At 74.8% G+C, this 14,584-nt stretch carries 9 protein-coding genes and 1 pseudogene; 5 read left to right on the forward strand and 5 right to left on the reverse strand.

Annotated features, from left to right (window positions below):
* Positions 1 to 64: 64 nt before the first annotated feature.
* Both ABZ457_RS25055 and ABZ457_RS25060 read right to left on the reverse strand, forming a co-directional pair.
* The gene (locus ABZ457_RS25055; protein WP_359161250.1) at positions 65 to 2,983 is read right to left on the reverse strand and encodes a LuxR C-terminal-related transcriptional regulator; all 2,919 of its coding nucleotides are present in this window, start codon (positions 2,981 to 2,983) and stop codon (positions 65 to 67) included.
* Positions 2,984 to 3,170: 187 nt separating this feature from the next.
* Positions 3,171 to 4,871, reverse strand: coding sequence for a S8 family serine peptidase (locus ABZ457_RS25060; RefSeq protein ID WP_359161253.1), 1,701 nt, complete (start codon positions 4,869 to 4,871; stop codon positions 3,171 to 3,173).
* 566 nt (positions 4,872 to 5,437) lie between these two features.
* Between ABZ457_RS25060 and ABZ457_RS25065 the strand changes: the two are divergent.
* Positions 5,438 to 6,140: pseudogene (locus ABZ457_RS25065) on the forward strand (alpha/beta hydrolase).
* 127 nt (positions 6,141 to 6,267) lie between these two features.
* Here the strand turns inward: ABZ457_RS25065 and ABZ457_RS25070 are convergent.
* Entirely contained in the window at positions 6,268 to 6,699 is a 432-nt protein-coding gene (locus ABZ457_RS25070; RefSeq protein ID WP_018848283.1) for a pyridoxamine 5'-phosphate oxidase family protein, read from the reverse strand.
* Between the two features lie 245 nt (positions 6,700 to 6,944).
* Between ABZ457_RS25070 and ABZ457_RS25075 the strand changes: the two genes are divergently transcribed.
* Positions 6,945 to 7,484 (forward strand): DoxX family protein, encoded by a 540-nt coding sequence (locus ABZ457_RS25075; RefSeq protein ID WP_359161256.1) that lies wholly within the window; start codon positions 6,945 to 6,947, stop codon positions 7,482 to 7,484.
* Between the two features lie 166 nt (positions 7,485 to 7,650).
* On the opposite strand, the gene ABZ457_RS25080 is transcribed toward ABZ457_RS25075, so the two are convergent.
* Positions 7,651 to 9,396 carry an FAD-dependent oxidoreductase gene (locus ABZ457_RS25080; protein WP_359161259.1) on the reverse strand — a complete coding sequence of 582 codons (1,746 nt, stop codon included), beginning with the start codon at positions 9,394 to 9,396 and terminating at the stop codon, positions 7,651 to 7,653.
* Positions 9,397 to 9,408: 12 nt separating this feature from the next.
* Complete coding sequence (locus ABZ457_RS25085) at positions 9,409 to 10,326, reverse strand: diiron oxygenase (protein WP_359161262.1); 918 nt, start codon at positions 10,324 to 10,326, stop codon at positions 9,409 to 9,411.
* A gap of 596 nt (positions 10,327 to 10,922) precedes the next feature.
* Between ABZ457_RS25085 and ABZ457_RS25090 the strand changes: the two genes are divergently transcribed.
* The 3 genes from ABZ457_RS25090 (at position 10,923) to ABZ457_RS25100 (ending at position 14,581) form a co-directional block, all read left to right on the forward strand.
* Complete coding sequence (locus tag ABZ457_RS25090) at positions 10,923 to 11,501, forward strand: carbonic anhydrase (RefSeq protein WP_359161265.1); 579 nt, start codon at positions 10,923 to 10,925, stop codon at positions 11,499 to 11,501.
* Positions 11,502 to 11,509: 8 nt separating this feature from the next.
* Positions 11,510 to 12,991, forward strand: coding sequence for a SulP family inorganic anion transporter (locus tag ABZ457_RS25095; RefSeq protein WP_359161268.1), 1,482 nt, complete (start codon positions 11,510 to 11,512; stop codon positions 12,989 to 12,991).
* A 276-nt stretch (positions 12,992 to 13,267) separates the two neighbouring features.
* The gene (locus ABZ457_RS25100; RefSeq protein ID WP_359161271.1) at positions 13,268 to 14,581 is read left to right on the forward strand and encodes an MFS transporter; all 1,314 of its coding nucleotides are present in this window, start codon (positions 13,268 to 13,270) and stop codon (positions 14,579 to 14,581) included.
* Positions 14,582 to 14,584 lie beyond the last annotated feature (3 nt).

The raw sequence follows: 14,584 nt of genomic DNA on the forward strand, positions 1-14,584 counted from the left end.
TGTTCTGCCGGGTGACGCACAGCACCGTGCGACCCGGCTGCCCCGGCCATGCCGACGCGTTCGATCAGCCGTTCAGCGCCGTCGCGAGCTGGGCCCGGGAGCGGACGTCCAGCTTCTGGTAGATGCGGGTGAGGCGGGCCTCGACCGTCTTGACGCTCAGGAAGAGCTTGGCCGCCGCCTCCTGGTTGCTCGCGCCCTGGCCCACCAGCTGGGCCAGACGCAGTTCCGCTTCGGTCAGGGCGGAGAGCGCCCCCGCCGCGCCCGCGGCGACCGGTTCCGTGGCCGTCGGATGCTCGGAGGCGAGGGCCAACCAGGGCGCGGCCCCCGCCCGTTCGAAGACCGCCGACGCGGCGGCCAGGGCGTTCGCCGCGGGGGACCGGCGGCGGCGCCGGCGTTCCACGCGGGCCAGGGCGATCAGGGCCCGGCCCTGCTCCAGCGGCAGCGAGGCCGCCTCGTACGCGGCGGCGACCGAGGTCAGCAGATCGGCCGCCTCGTCCACCCGGCCGCCGGCCGCGAGGCGCAGCGCCTCGGCGCGGTCGCAGCCCAGCAGGACGGTCGCGCGGCCGAGGCGGCGTGCCACCGGGCGGACCTCGTGCAGCAGTGCGGCCGCCTCGTCCGGACAGTCGCCCGCCACCAGGGCCTCGGCCAGCTCCTCGTGCCAGCGCAGCATCGACGGGTCCACCGCCCCCTGGTCCCGCTCGCCCGACTGGACCCGGCGCAGCGTCTCCAGGGCGCTGGTGATGTCACCGGTGAGCAACTGCACCCGGCCGAGGGCGTAGAGGCTGCGGGAGAGGAAGACATGGTCGCCCTCCTCCTCCGAGGCGCGCACACTGCGGCGGGCGTAACTGGCGGCGCGGGCGAAGCTGCCGCCCGCGGTCTCCGCCAGGGCCAGCGCGTACCAGGCGGGGCCGGGGGAGAGGCCCGCCTCCAGGGTGAGCGCCAGTGAACGGCCCGCGTGCGCCAGGGAGTCCGCGCAGCGGCCCTGCCGGGCCTCGACCTCGGCCAGGGTCCGGAACAGCTCGATGGCGTCCTCGACCGAGCCGCGCCGCTCCACCAGCGGCAGCAGGGTGCCCAGCTGCTCGCGCGCCTCGGCCAGCCGGTCGTCGAACAGGGCATGACGGATCGTCAGGATCTGGGCCGCGTTGCGGACGCCGAGGGGGCTCTTGCCCTCCTCCAGGGCGCGGGCCCGGGCGAGGACCGCCTCGGCGTCCTGGGAGCCGAGGAAGCGGTCCATCCGGGCCTGCACGGTGAGCGCCTTCGCCGCCGTGTCGTCGTCGCCGACGGACGCGGCCAGCGCCGCCGACTCGACGGCCGCCGCCCGGGAGCGCACCGGGTCGCCGTCGGCGAGGACGTACTTCATCGCGAGGCGCAGCAGCACCCCCGCCCGCAGGGCCGTATCGCCCTCCGAGTCCTCCATCGCGTGCGCGTAGATCTCGTCCAGACCGCTGAGGCCCTGCCCGGCTGTGTCCAGGACCGCCAGGCGGGCGCGCACCCGGTCGCCCGGGGAGGCGTCCCGGGCGAGGAGGTCGGTCGCCGCGCGCATCGCGAGGTCCGCGCGGGCGGCGCGGGCCCCCTCCCCGGCCGCGTCCACCAGGCGGGCGATGCGCCGGTCCCCGTGCAGTCCGGGCGTCGATTCGGCGGCGAGCAGGGCGAGTTCGGCGGCGAGGGTGCTGTTGCCGCGCCGCCGGGCGGTCGCCACGGCCGCCGACACCTCGGCCGCCAGCCGCTCGTCGGGCACATCCGTGGCCAGCGCCCGGTGCCGTACCGCCTCCACCGGGTCGTCCACGACCGCCGCGAGGGCCGCGTGCCCGCTGCTGCGCTCGGTCCAGCAGGCGTCGTGGACCAGGGTGGACGGGAACAGGCCCGCGGAGAACGCCACCCGGCCGTCCTCGGTCAGCCGGATCAGGGAGGCCCGCTCGGCGGCGGCGAGATCCGCCTCGGCGGTCGGCCGGCCCGCCCGGCGGATCAGCGTCGCCGAGGGCCGCAGCGCCAGCGCCGCGAGCAGCAGGGTGCCCCGGACCTCCTCGGGGACCGCGCCCAGCAGCGCGCGGGCCAGGTCGCGGGCGCGCCCCGACAGGGAGAGCGACTCGGCGTGGTGCACGGGGGTACGGGCGTCGGCCAGCGAGCGTCCGACGGCGAGGGCGAGGCGCGGGTTGCCGCCGCTCGCCTTGTGGATGCGGCCGGCCATCCGGGACGGCAGCCGGTGGTGGATCAGCAGTTCCGCGATCTCGTCGGCGTGCAGCGGCGGGACGTTGACCACGTCCGCCTCCGACGGCTCCCACAGCGGCTTCCCGGTGTGCGGGGCCTGACCGGCGGGCGGGGCCGCGTACGCGCCCGGCGAGTCCACGGCGAGGGCGCGCAGCGCGGGCGGGGCGAGGTGCAGGGCGAAGCGCAGCAGATCCGCGCTGGCCGGGTCGATGAACTGGTTGCCGTCCAGCACCAGCAGGGCCGGTCCCCGGGCCGCCAGCCTGCGCAGGACGTGGGCGAGGGCGAGGCGCAGGGCGACCGGGTCCCAGCCGCCGTCCGGCATGGGGGCCTCGCGGCACAGCACGGCGACGGCGTCCCGCTGGGGTCCCGGCAGGCCGTCGAGTATGTCGTCCCCGGAGCCGGAGCCGGAGCCGGAGCCGGAGCCGGAGCCGCCCGCACCGCGGTTCGTGCCGGGGTTCGCGCCGCCCGCGCCGGAGCCCGTGCCCGACGTGTCCGGGGAACCGGTGCCCGCGCCCTCGCGGGTGAGGGCGGCCGTCGCTATCAGACCGGCGGCCGCCGCGCCCGGGATGTCCCGGTCGGCGGGGAGCGCGGTCAGCCAGAGCACCGCCTCGCCCCGCGCCTGGGCGCGGGCGGCGACGGAGAGCGCCACCTCGGTCTTGCCCACCCCGGGCGGTCCGGTGAGCAGGGCGCGCCCGCTGCTGGCGAGGACGCGGTCCAGCCGGGCGAGCAGGTCCGTGCGCCCGACCGGCGCGGCGCGGTACTCCGCCGGTTCCATCGGCCCACCACCACCTTCCGGTGCGCGGGCCCCCTGCCCGTTCGACCAGAGGATACGAAGCCTGCCCCCGTCGTCGAGGCCCGATATCCGGCATACGGACAGGTACGGACTTGGGGGCACAGGCGCGCGCCCCCGACCGAAGCCGGGGGCGCGCTGTTGACCTGCGGTGATACTGGTTCGTGCCCGGTCAGAAGGTCAGGCTCCAGGAGTTGATCCAGCCGGTGTCACCCGAGGCCACATCGCGGACCCGAAGCTGCCAGGTGCCGTTGGCGGCCACCGTGGAGGCGTTGACCGTGTAGGTCGCGAGGACGTCGTCGGCGCTGTCCGAGCCGGACGAGGTCTTCAGGTTGCGCACACTGCCGTCCGGGGCGACCAGGTCGATGACCAGGTCACCGCGCCAGGTGTGCTTGATGTCCACGTCGACCTTGAGCGCGGCCGGGGCGTTGCCCGTACGGCCCGTGACGGAGATCGACGAGGTGACCGTCGCGTTGTCGCGGATCGTGACGTCGGTCGCGTTCGTGAACACATTGCCGCCCGGCGTGGTGCCGCCGCCGGTGACCGCGTTCACGGTCTTGGTGGCGTCGGCGATACCGGTGCCGCAGCCGCCCGAGCAGGTGCCGGGCAGCGGACGGGCGTTGGCCTTGATCGCGGACTCGATCTCGGCCGGGGTGAGCGCGGGCTTGGCCGACTTCAGCAGCGCGGCGAGGCCGGCGATGTGCGGGGCTGCCATCGAAGTGCCCTGGTAGGGCTTGTAGTTCTCGGCGCCCTGCGTGGTGGTGCCCGCGTTCAGCGTGGACCAGATCCCGTTCTCGGGGGTGGTCACGGTGCCCGGGGTGTCGGTGCCGCGACGGGTCTCGCCACCAGGGGCCGAGACGTCGATCGAGGAGCCGAAGTTGGAGTAGAAGGAACGATTCCCCTCGCGGCTGGTCGACGCCACGTTGATGATGTTGGCGCAGTTCGCGGGAGTGAATCCGGAGGCGTTGGCGTTGCTGTTGCCCGCCGCGACGACCACCGTGCTGCCGCGCTGGACGGCACCGTTGATGGCGTTCTGGTAGACGCTCGGGCAGGTGCTGCTGGCGCCGCCCAGGCTGAGGTTGATCACCTTCGACGGGGTCGGGTTGGCCGGGACGCCCGGCACGGACCCGCCGGAGGCCCAGGTGATGGCGTCGGCGATGTCGGCGGAGGAGCCGCCGCACTTGCCGAGCACCCGGATGGGCTGGATCTTCGCGTTGTACGCGATGCCCGCGACACCCTTGCCGTTGCCGGTCGCCGCCGCGATGGTGCCCGCCACGTGCGTGCCGTGCCAGGAGGAGTTGCTCGCCTTGGAACCGAGGCCGCACTCGCCGTCGGTGGCGTTCCAGTCGCCCTCGTCCTTGGCGTTGCTGTCGCGGCCGTTGCCGTCGCGGGCGTCGGCCGAGCTGGAGATGAAGTCGTAGCCGTTCACGACGTTGGCGGCGAGGTCCGAGTGGGCCGCGTAGCCGGTGTCGATGACGGCGACGGTGACACCGCTGCCCGTGGTCTTGTCCCAGGCGGACGGGACGTTCATGCCGCCCGTCGCCTCGAACAGGTCCCACTGCCGGGGGTATTCGGTGTCGTTGGGAGCGGCCGCCATCGCGTAGGCGCGGATGTCGGGCTCCACCGAGGCGACGGACGGGTCGGCCCGGAAGGCCGCCATCACATCGGCGACGTCCTTGGTGGACTTCTCCCCGCCGAGGTCGACGAGGGCCGACCCGCCGGCGAGCCGGCGTTCGAAGGACAGGCGCTCACCGGTCTCGGTGGCCTTGGCCTTCGCGTCGGTGGTGGCCGCGCTGTTGGACGCGGCCTCGGCCGCACCGGACTTGTACGTGACGATGACCTTCTCCACCGGCGCGGCCGGCAGGGTGGTCATCGACTGCGAAGCCGGTGCGGGCTGGGGTGCGGGAGCCATGGGCGCTGCGGCGAACGCCACGGGAGCCGTCGCGGCTACGCCGGCGAGCGTGGCGCTCGCTGCCGCGACGGCTATGAGTCTCCGCCTGGAACCGTTCAAGGTGTTCCTCTCAATGACGGTTTCGAGAGTCCGGGCGGGCGGCGCGGGAACCGTGGCGCAGCGTGGGGGGTTGCGATAACCCACGGTTCCCCGGGCCGGGTGAGCCCTCGCGCCGCCGCTCGGCACGTCGGCCCTGGGTGGGACCGACACCGGCCGAAACCCGATCTTCATGAACCTGACAGGCCAGTCCAGTGGACTCGCGGGTCAGGGAGGAACGGGAACCGCCGGTGGCCAGACAGTAGGAAAACCCGAGGTGAACGCGATACGGGGAAAACCCTTGTCACCCCTTGCCGGCACGAGGGTGGCGCAAGGGTCCCCGCTCCCGGACGGCCGGATCCGCTCCCCGTGGCGCGGCGGACGCGCAGGTCGCGCCGTACACCCGGGCCGCGCGGGGCCGTTGTCGGTGCCCTCGGCTAGCGTGCGGTGCCATGACGGAATTCGTACTGGTACCGGGCGCCTGGCTGGGGTCCTGGGCGTGGGACGCGGTCGTGCCCGCGCTGCGCGCGGCCGGCCACGGGGCGCACCCGCTGACGCTCTCGGGCGTCGCGGAGAAGCACGGAGCCGGCGGCCCGGCGGGTCAGCGGACCCATGTGCGGGACATCACCGGCGCGATCGAGCGCGGCGATCTGCGGGACGTGGTCCTGGTCGGCCACAGCTACTCGGGCATCCCCGTGGGCCAGGCCGCCGCCCAGATCGGGGACCGGCTCGCCCAAGTCGTCTTCGTGGACGCCGGGGTGCCGGCCGAGGGGGAGTCCTTCGCCTCCGCGTGGTGGGAGGGGCAGCCGGCCTTCGAGGCACGGCTCGCCGCGGACGGCGGCGACTGGGCGCTGCCCGGGCCGGAGGAGTTCGCGGGCCAGGACCTGACGGCGGAGTAGATCGCCCGCCTCCTGGAGCGCGCCCCCCCCGCACCCCGGCGCCAGTCTGACCGAAACGGCCGTGCTGTCACGGCCGTTGGGCGAGCTGCCCGCGACCTACGTCAAATGCCTCCTCGACGGCCCGGAGCCCACGCCCGATGTGGCGGAGCTGCTGAAGGGCGAGCGCTGGCGGCTGGTCGAGATGGACACCGGGCACTGGCCGATGTTCTCCCGGCCGGAGGAACTGGCGGGCATCCTGCTGGACGTGGCGGGCTGAACGGCGCGCGCCCGGGCCCCGGGCGCGGCGAGGCCCGGGTCCCGACGTGCCGGGTCCCGGGCCCTGGTCGTGGGGCGGCGCGGCGCGGGGAAAGGCGGGCGAGCCCACGCCCTCGTCGCGCGTCGCGTCAGACGGAGCCGAGGTCCGAGCTGACCCACCGCTCCGGGCGCATCCGGATCACGACCTGCTCCCCGTGGTTCGCCCAGGCGAACTCCACATAGCCCGCCACCTTCTCCGGCGGCAGATAGCGGGCGGAGATCTCGGTGAGCTGCTCCCGGGTGGCCTCCTCGGTGGCGATGACCGGGCCCTCCACCGACACATAGCGGATCGTCGGCTCCAGCCGGTCGGTCATCAGCGTGAAGCGGCCCGCCTCCGCGATGAGCCGGCCCTTGCGGGAGTCCCGGCCCGTCATGATCCACACATCGCCGCCCGGCGCGTACTGGTACCAGATCGGCACGGTCAGCGGGGCACGGTCGCCCTTCTCTCCCGCGTCCACCGCCAGTGCGGCCACATGGGGCTCGGCGAGGAACTGCTCACGCTCTTCACGGGACAGGGCCACGGTGACACTCCTTCGGTGAGACGTACTGCACCCCCAACGCCGGTGGCCCGTGCGGGATTCCACGGGGATCGGGTGTGCGAACGGATCCGGCCAAGCCTGACACCGACCCGGCCGCCCCCTGGCCGGGCGCGGACCGGGCACGGGCCGCTTCACCCGATCAGCGCAGCAACGCGGCGGGGTGCGGCGGCGGGCGGCCGAGAGTGGAGGGCGTCGGCCACCGCGACCCACCCACCCGGGAGTGCCCCATGACCAGCCTCGTCCGCCGCGACCTCGGCCTTCTCGCCCTGCGGGTGGGCACCGGCGCGGTCCTCGCCGCACACGGCGCCCAGAAGCTCTTCGGCTGGTTCGGGGGCGGGGGCATCGAGGGCACCACGAAGGGCATGGAGGCGATGGGCTTCCACCCGCCGAAGAGCAGCGCGGTCGCGGCGGGGGCAGTGGAGACCGGATCCGGCCTGCTGCTCGCCCTCGGTCTCGCCACCCCGGCGGCCGGCGCGGCCGCCGCCGGGAACATGGCGGGCGCGGTCTCCGTGCACGCCCCCGCGGGCTTCTTCGCCCAGTCCGGCGGCTACGAGTACCCGGCCTTCCTCGGCTTCACCGCGGCGGCGGTGGGCGTCATCGGCCCGGGGCGCTACTCCCTCGACCACCTCACCCGCCACCGCTTCGACCAGCCCTGGACGATCGCGGCCGCCGTCCTGGCCAGCGCGGCGGCCGCGGCGGCGGTGGTGGGCAAGCGCGCCAGGGACCAGGAGCGGGACGAGCCGGCGGACGACGACGCCGCCTCCTGACCGCCCCACGGCGTCCCCGCCCCACGGAGTCCCACGTCACAGAGCCCCCGGCCCACGGCGTCCCCGCCCGGCGGGCGCCGTGGCACCCGCCGTTCCCCCACGGCGCGCGGGAGGGGCCCGGCTCCCGAGCCGGGACCCTCCCGCACACCCCCGACGACCGGTCCGCTCAACGGGTCAGCCGCCACGGCCCCTTCGACCGGGCCGTCGCCACCAGCTCCTCCACCGTCGCCAGCTTCACCCGCGGGCGGCCCTCCCGGCGGCCCCGGTCCACCTCGGCCCGCTCGATCACGGCGAGCCCGCGCGCGTCGACCACGTCCCGGTTGCGCCGGCGGGCGAGGCGGCGGAACTCCCTGGCCGAGCCCGTCGGTTCCGGCAGCGCCCCGGCCACCGCGTCCGCGAGCAGGGTGCCCACGGTCTCGGCCGCGCAGGTCCGGTTGGCGCCGATCCCGCCCGAGGGCCCGCGCTTGATCCAGCCGGCGACATACGTGCCCGGCATCCCCGCCACCCGGCCGCCGTCGTGCGGGACGGTGCCCCGGTCCTCGTCGAACGGCAGCCCGGGCACCGGCTCGCCCCGGTAGCCGACCGCCCGCAGCAGCAGGCCCGCCGGGATCTCCCGCTCGCCCCGCGTGCCGTCCCCGACGGCCACGGCCCGCAGCGCGTCCGCGCCCCCGTGCCCGGCCGCCGCGGTGCCGCTTTCCGAGCCGCCGGCCACCGGAACGCCCTCGCCCGAAGCGCCGCGTGCGCCACCCGCGCCGAGGGCGGCCACCGGCGCCGAGTGGAAGCGGAGCACGATGCGCCGCCGCGGGCCCGGTGAGGCCGACCAGTCGACCCGTTCCCGGGGCACGTCCCGCAGGACCGCCGCCCTGCTGCCCGGCGCGGCGGAATCGATCGCGGGCCCGATACGCGGATCGTGGTCGTCCACGACCAGGTCCACGTCCGGCAGATGACGCAGGGCCAGCAGTTCGGAGCGGGTGCAGGCCGCGTCCTCGGGGCCGCGCCGCCCGAGCACCACCACCTCCCGCACCGCCGAGTCCCGCAGCGCGGCCAGGGCGTGCCCCGCGATGTCCGTGCCGGCCAGCGCCTGCGGACCGGCGACGAGGATGCGGGCGACGTCCAGGGCGACGTTGCCGTTGCCCACCACCACGACCCGTTCCGCGTCGAGGCCGACCGCGTCCGGGGCGACCTCCGGGTGGGCGTTGTACCAGGCGACGAAGGCGGTCGCGGGGAGGACGCCGGGGCGGTCCTCGCCCGGGATCCCCAGGCGGCGGTCGGCGGAGGCGCCGACCGCGTACACCACGGCGTCGTGGTGGGCCGCGATCTCCTCGGCCGAGACGTCCCGGCCGACCGTGAGCCCCAGGTACATGCGCACCCGGGGGTGCCGGTGGAACCGGGCGAAGGTCTCCCCGACCCTCCTGGTCGCCGGGTGGTCGGGCGCCACGCCGTACCGCACCAGCCCGCCGGCCACCGGCAGCCGGTCGATCAGGGTGACCTCGGCGCCGGTGTGCAGCAGCAGGTCCTCCGCCGCGTACATCCCGGCCGGGCCGGTGCCGACGACCGCGACCCGGATCGGGCCGAAGTCGGACGGCAGGCTGCGCGGGAAGGAGGGCTCGCCCCAGGCGTGGAAGTTGGGGCCGGCGGGCTCCGGTTCGGCGGCGGGCCGGTCCTCGTACCAGGCCGCGTTGATCTCCGCGTACTCGCGCAGTTCGGGGCGGAGGCTGTCCACGGGGAAGATCGCGTCGACCGGGCAGGCGTCGGCGCAGGCGCCGCAGTCGATGCAGGACTTCGGGTCGATGTGGAGCATCTCGGTGCTGCCGAAGGCGCGTTCCTCCGGCGTGGGGTGGATGCAGTTGACCGGGCAGACGGCCACACAGGTGGCGTCGTTGCAGCAGGTCTGGGTGATCGCGTAGGTCATGTCCTGCCCGGTTCAGATCAGATGGGCGCGCTTGTAGAACACCAGCGCGGGCTTGGTCAGCAGGCCGGCCGAGGCGAGGAAGTCCATCAGGCCCGAACAGCTCGACCGCAGCATGGACTTGTGGTGCTCGTTCGCCCGCGCCTCGGCGAGCGCCCGCTCGGGGTCGAGCCCGGCGTTGGCGTAGACGTTCTTGTTCCACATGCTGGTGACGATGAAGTACGAGGCGACCGCCACCACGAAGGCGTTGATCCGGCGGCGCAGCGCGCCCGCGCCCCGCAGCCGCTTGCGCGTCTCGTCCCGGGCGAACTTCATGTGCCGGGACTCCTCGACGACATGGATGTTGTTGATGGTGCGCACGAACGGGACCACGCGTTCGTCCCGCATCCAGTCGCGCTGCATCACGTCGAGGACCTCCTCGGCGACCAGGATCGCCGCGTAGGCGGCCTCGCCGAAGGCCAGGGTCTTGAAGACGCGGCCCAGTTCGAGCACCGGGCGGGCCGGGCGGTACGCCGGGGCGCCGAGCTTCTGCGCGCCGCGGGCGAACATGATGGAGTGCCGGCACTCCTCGGCGATCTCGGTCAGCGCCCACTGGAACTCGGCGCCCGTGGGGTCCTTGGCGTAGATGTCCCGCAGCACCATCTGCTGGAGGATCATCTCGAACCAGATCCCCGTACTCGCCACGGACGCGGCCTCCTGCCGCGTCAGCTCCTTGCGCTGGGCCTCCGTCAGCTCCGCCCAGTAGGCGGTCCCGTAGAGGGTGCACCACTCGGGGCTGGTGCCGTGGAACCCCTTGTCGAGCGGGGTGTCCCAGTCGACCTCCACGGCGGGGTCGTACGACAGGGTGGCGGACGAGTCGAGCAGCCGCCGGGCGACCTCTGGTTCCTCGGGCCGGTCGCCGTGGACCTCCGGGCGGACCGTGCTGCCTGCCATGTCGGCTCCTTCCGTGGTGTGTTCCGTGGCGTTGTTCGGGGCGTGTTCCTGGGCGTGCCGCGCCTTGTTAGACGGACCGTATAGTAAGAGCGTCCAGGGGGCCTACCCCTCGGTAGAAACTTTGTCAGCAGGGCGTCCGGCCGGCGCCTGATCGTGTGATCTTCGTCCGCCGCGCCCTGGCCCCGGCCTGACGTTCTGTGATGCGCGCCGGTGGAGCGGGGTATGCGCGCCCCCGCGCGCCCGTCGATTCGCGCCAACCTTCCATCCTTTTCGGGCGCTCTCCCGCCCGTAACGCTCCGTTAACCGCGCCAGCGCCTTTGCACAGTTAAAGTCGCCTTGACCATCTGTTGACCAATCCTTGGTGCCCGTAAAGGGTCCCGTTCGTGTGCGAGGGGGTGGAGAAGTGTGAGGTGCGATGCCCTGGTTGGGCTTCGCGGTGTCATCGCCGCCGCCGATCGGCCTCCCCGGGCCGCTTCCGGCCTTCGCATCCGCGTACACACCCGGTAAGGCATCGGCCAAAGATCGGTCAGTCCCCCCGCACACCGCCATGACGGCCCGACGCGCCCCGCCGGCGCGCCAGGAGGATCACACACGCCATGCAGCCCCTCATCGACAACGCCCGTAGTTTCGGACCGCGCCCTGAGGAGTTCGCCGAGCTCGCGGCAGGCCAGTCCCCCCAGGTCCTGTTCATCACCTGCTCCGACTCGCGGGTGGTGCCCGCTCTGATCACCGGGGCCCGCCCCGGTCAGCTCTTCGAGCTGCGCACCGCCGGCAACATCGTCCCCCCGTACACCCCCGAACGGCCGTCCAGCGAGGCGGCCACCGTCGAGTACGCCGTCGAGGTCCTCGGTGTCCGCGACATCGTCGTCTGCGGCCACTCCCACTGCGGGGCCGTCGGCGCCCTGGTGCGCGGCGACGACCTCACCGGCGTCCCCGCCGTCCAGAGCTGGCTCGCCGGTGCCGACCCCCGCCCCACCGGCGGCGAAGCGGATCCGGCCGTCGCCGAGGGCGTGCAGAACCATGTCCTCGCCCAGCTCCTCCGGCTGCGCTCCTACCCCTGCGTCGCGGGCGGGTCGACCGCCGGCCGGCTCACCCTGCACGGCTGGTACTACGAGGTCCACACCGGCGCCGTCCTCGCCCACAGCGGCACGACCGACACCTTCGAGGCACTGTGAGGACCGCGATGACGACCCCCGCCACCCCCGCCACCCCCACCGACCGGTCCACCTGGCGGCAGGACTTCGCCGCCTCCCTCGTCGTCTTCCTCGTCGCGCTGCCGCTCTGCGTCGGCGTGGCCGTCGCCTCCGGCGTCCCCGCGGAACTCGGCCTGGTCACCGGCATCGTCGGCGGCATCGTCACCGGCCTGATGCGCGGTAGCAGCCTCCAGGTCTCCGGACCGGCGGCCGGGATGACCGTCCTCGTCTTCGAGGCCGTCCGCGAGTTCGGGCTCCCCCTCCTCGGGGTGATCGTCCTCGCCACCGGGCTGCTCCAGATCCTGATGGGCACCCTCCGGCTCGGGCGGTACTTCCGGGCGATCTCCGTCTCCGTCGTCGAGGGCATGCTCGCCGGCATCGGACTCGTCCTGATCGCCGGCCAGTTGTACGCGATGACCGCCGCCGACGCCCCCGCCTCCGGTATCGGGAAGCTCGCCGGCCTGCCCGGCGCCCTCCTCGGCGCGGCCGGCAGCACCGAGGCGCTCGCCTCCCTCGCGGTCGGCGCCGGCACCATCGCCGTCCTCGTCCTGTGGAAGCGGGCACCCCGGGCGCTGCGCACCGTGCCCGGCCCGCTCGCGGCGGTCGGCCTGGCCACCGCCGTCTCCCTCGCCGCCGGACTGCCGGTGGCCACCGTCGAGGTGCAGGGGCTCCTCGGCTCCCTGCAACCGCCGCCGCTCAGCGCCTTCGGCGAACTCGCCGGGATCGGACTCCTCGGCACGATCGTCGCCTTCACCCTGATCGCGTCCGCCGAGTCCCTGTTCAGCGCCGCCGCGGTCGACCGCCTGCACGACGGCCCCCGCACCCAGTACGACAGGGAACTCGTCGCCCAGGGCACGGGCAACGCGGTCTGCGGCGTCCTCGGCGCGCTGCCCATGACGGCGGTGATCGTCCGCAGCGCCGCCAACGTCCAGGCCGGGGCGCGCACCAAGGCGTCCCGGGTGCTGCACGGCGTCTGGCTGCTCCTCTTCGCGGCCCTGTTCCCCGCGGCGCTCGCCTGGATCCCGATTCCCGCCCTCGCGGGCATCCTGGTCTACTCGGGCGCCAAGCTGGTCCCCGTCCGCTCCCTGCGCGCCCTCTGGCGCGACCAGCGCGGCGAGGCCCTGATCCTGGTGGCCACCGCCGTGTCCATCGTGGCCGTCAGCATGTTCGAGGGCGTCCTCATCGGGCTCGCGCTCGCCGTGTGCAAGACCGCCTGGGAGGCGTCCCACGTCCGTCTGGAGGTCGTCGACAAGGGCGCCGGGCCCGTCCAGGTCCACCTCTCGGGGAACGCGACCTTCCTCCGCCTCCCGAAGATCCTGGACAGCCTGGAGGCCCTGCCCCGGGACCGGCCGGTCGAACTGGACCTCGCCCATGTCCACCACCTCGACCACGCCTGCCGCACCGCGCTGGAGACCTGGGCGGAACGGCACAGCCGCACGGGCACCGAGCCGGTGACGGTCCGTCCGGGGTAGCGCCGGGGCGCCGTGGTGCGGTTCCGCACCCGGTGGGTGGTGGACCCGGGGCCACCACCCACCGGGTGTCCGGCCGTACGGGCCCCGTCCGCCCGGCCCGCCGTGCCCGTGCCTGTGAGCCCCGGTATCAGGACGAACGCCTGCCTGGCTGGCCCGGGTGTGCGCCGGAACGATGGCCGGGCGGGACGGACCCGGCCCCGCCCCCGGTGCGGTCCGTCCCGGCCGTCGCCGTGCCCGGCGCCGGTTCCGCACCGGCCCGAAAGGCAGTGATCCCCCGTGAGCCGACTCCCCGACGCCCCTCAGGACCCGCCCGGCGAGGACGCCCCCGGGCGGTGGCGCTACGCGGGGGTCTTCCTGCTCCTCTTCCTCTTCGGCACCGAGACCTTCCTCGTCTCCCCGCTGCTGCCGACCATCGCGGAGGACATCGAGGTCTCCGAGTCCGCCGCGGCCCACAGCGTCACCGCCTATGTGCTGGTGTACGCGATCGCCGCGCCCTTCCTCGGACTGCTCAGCGACCGCTTCGGACGGCGCCGGGTGCTGCTCGCCGGGACCGCGCTGTTCCTGCTCTCCAACGTCGCCGCCGCCCTCTCCACCGGGCTGGCCCCGCTGATCGTCTCCCGCGCGCTCGCCGGACTCGCCGCCGCGGCCGCCGGTCCCGCGATCTGGGCGCACATCGCCGAGACCGCCCCGGACCGGGTCCGCGGCCGGGCGCTCGGGCTGGGGATGGCCCTCTTCTCCAGCGGCCAGGTCATCGGCGTCCCGCTCGGCGCGTTCCTCGCCGGACTCGCCGGCTGGCGCTCCGCGTTCCTCGCCCTCGCCGTCGGGACCGCCGCGGCCGTTCCGCTGCTGCTGCGCCAGGTCGCGCCCGCGGCCCCCGGAGCGGCGGCGCCGGAGAGCGGGGCGATCGGCTCCGTGCTCGCCGCGTGGCGGCACCCGGCGCTGCGCAGGGCCCTCGGCGTCAACACCGCCTTCCACGCGGCCAATCTCGGCGCCTACACCTTCCTCGGCGTGGTGCTGGTCGACCGCTTCGACCTGTCCGTGTCGGCGCTCGGGCTGGTCGGCGTCCTCGTCGGCGCGGGCAGCGTCGCCGGTTCGCTGCTCGGCGGGCGCCTCGGCGACCGGGCCCGGGCGGCGGGGCGTACGGACCTGCCGCTGCTGCCGGTCTGGGCACTGCTGCTCGCCGCCGGGATCGCCCTGTCGGCCGCCGGACCGGGCATCGTGCTCGCGCTCCTGGGCGTGGCGGTGTGGTTCCTCGCCAGCGGCGGCTTCGTGACCGACCAGCAGACCCTGGCCGGTACGGCGGCTCCCGAACTGCGCGCCACCTCCAGCGCCTGGCTGACCTCGACCATGTACGCGGGCACCGGCGTGGGCGCCTGGGCCGTCGGCGGCTTCGGCAGCGCGGGCACGGGCACCCTGGTCGTGGGCGTCGGACTGGCGCTGGTGGCGGCGCTCGGCGCCCTCGCGGTCGGCCTCGGACTGCGCCGCGCGCCGGGCACCCCGGGCACGCCGGGCACCACGGACGCGGCCCAGGAAGCGGCGGCCGGCACCGGTCCGGACGCGGCCCCCTCCGGGAGCGCGGCGCGTTCCTGACGG

Origin of the sequence: Streptomyces sp. NPDC005805 (assembly GCF_040630445.1) — a bacterium.
In the GTDB taxonomy this organism is placed as follows: domain Bacteria; phylum Actinomycetota; class Actinomycetes; order Streptomycetales; family Streptomycetaceae; genus Streptomyces.

Coding starts and splice junctions, on each gene's coding strand:
- ABZ457_RS25075 (WP_359161256.1), top strand. CDS start 6,945: ATGACCAGCCTCGTCCGCCGCGACCTCGGCCTTCTCGCCCTGCGGGTG.
- ABZ457_RS25095 (WP_359161268.1), top strand. CDS start 11,510: ATGACGACCCCCGCCACCCCCGCCACCCCCACCGACCGGTCCACCTGG.
- ABZ457_RS25085 (WP_359161262.1), bottom strand. CDS start 10,326: ATGGCAGGCAGCACGGTCCGCCCGGAGGTCCACGGCGACCGGCCCGAG.
- ABZ457_RS25060 (WP_359161253.1), bottom strand. CDS start 4,871: ATGACCACCCTGCCGGCCGCGCCGGTGGAGAAGGTCATCGTCACGTAC.
- ABZ457_RS25055 (WP_359161250.1), bottom strand. CDS start 2,983: ATGGAACCGGCGGAGTACCGCGCCGCGCCGGTCGGGCGCACGGACCTG.
- ABZ457_RS25090 (WP_359161265.1), top strand. CDS start 10,923: ATGCAGCCCCTCATCGACAACGCCCGTAGTTTCGGACCGCGCCCTGAG.
- ABZ457_RS25080 (WP_359161259.1), bottom strand. CDS start 9,396: ATGACCTACGCGATCACCCAGACCTGCTGCAACGACGCCACCTGTGTG.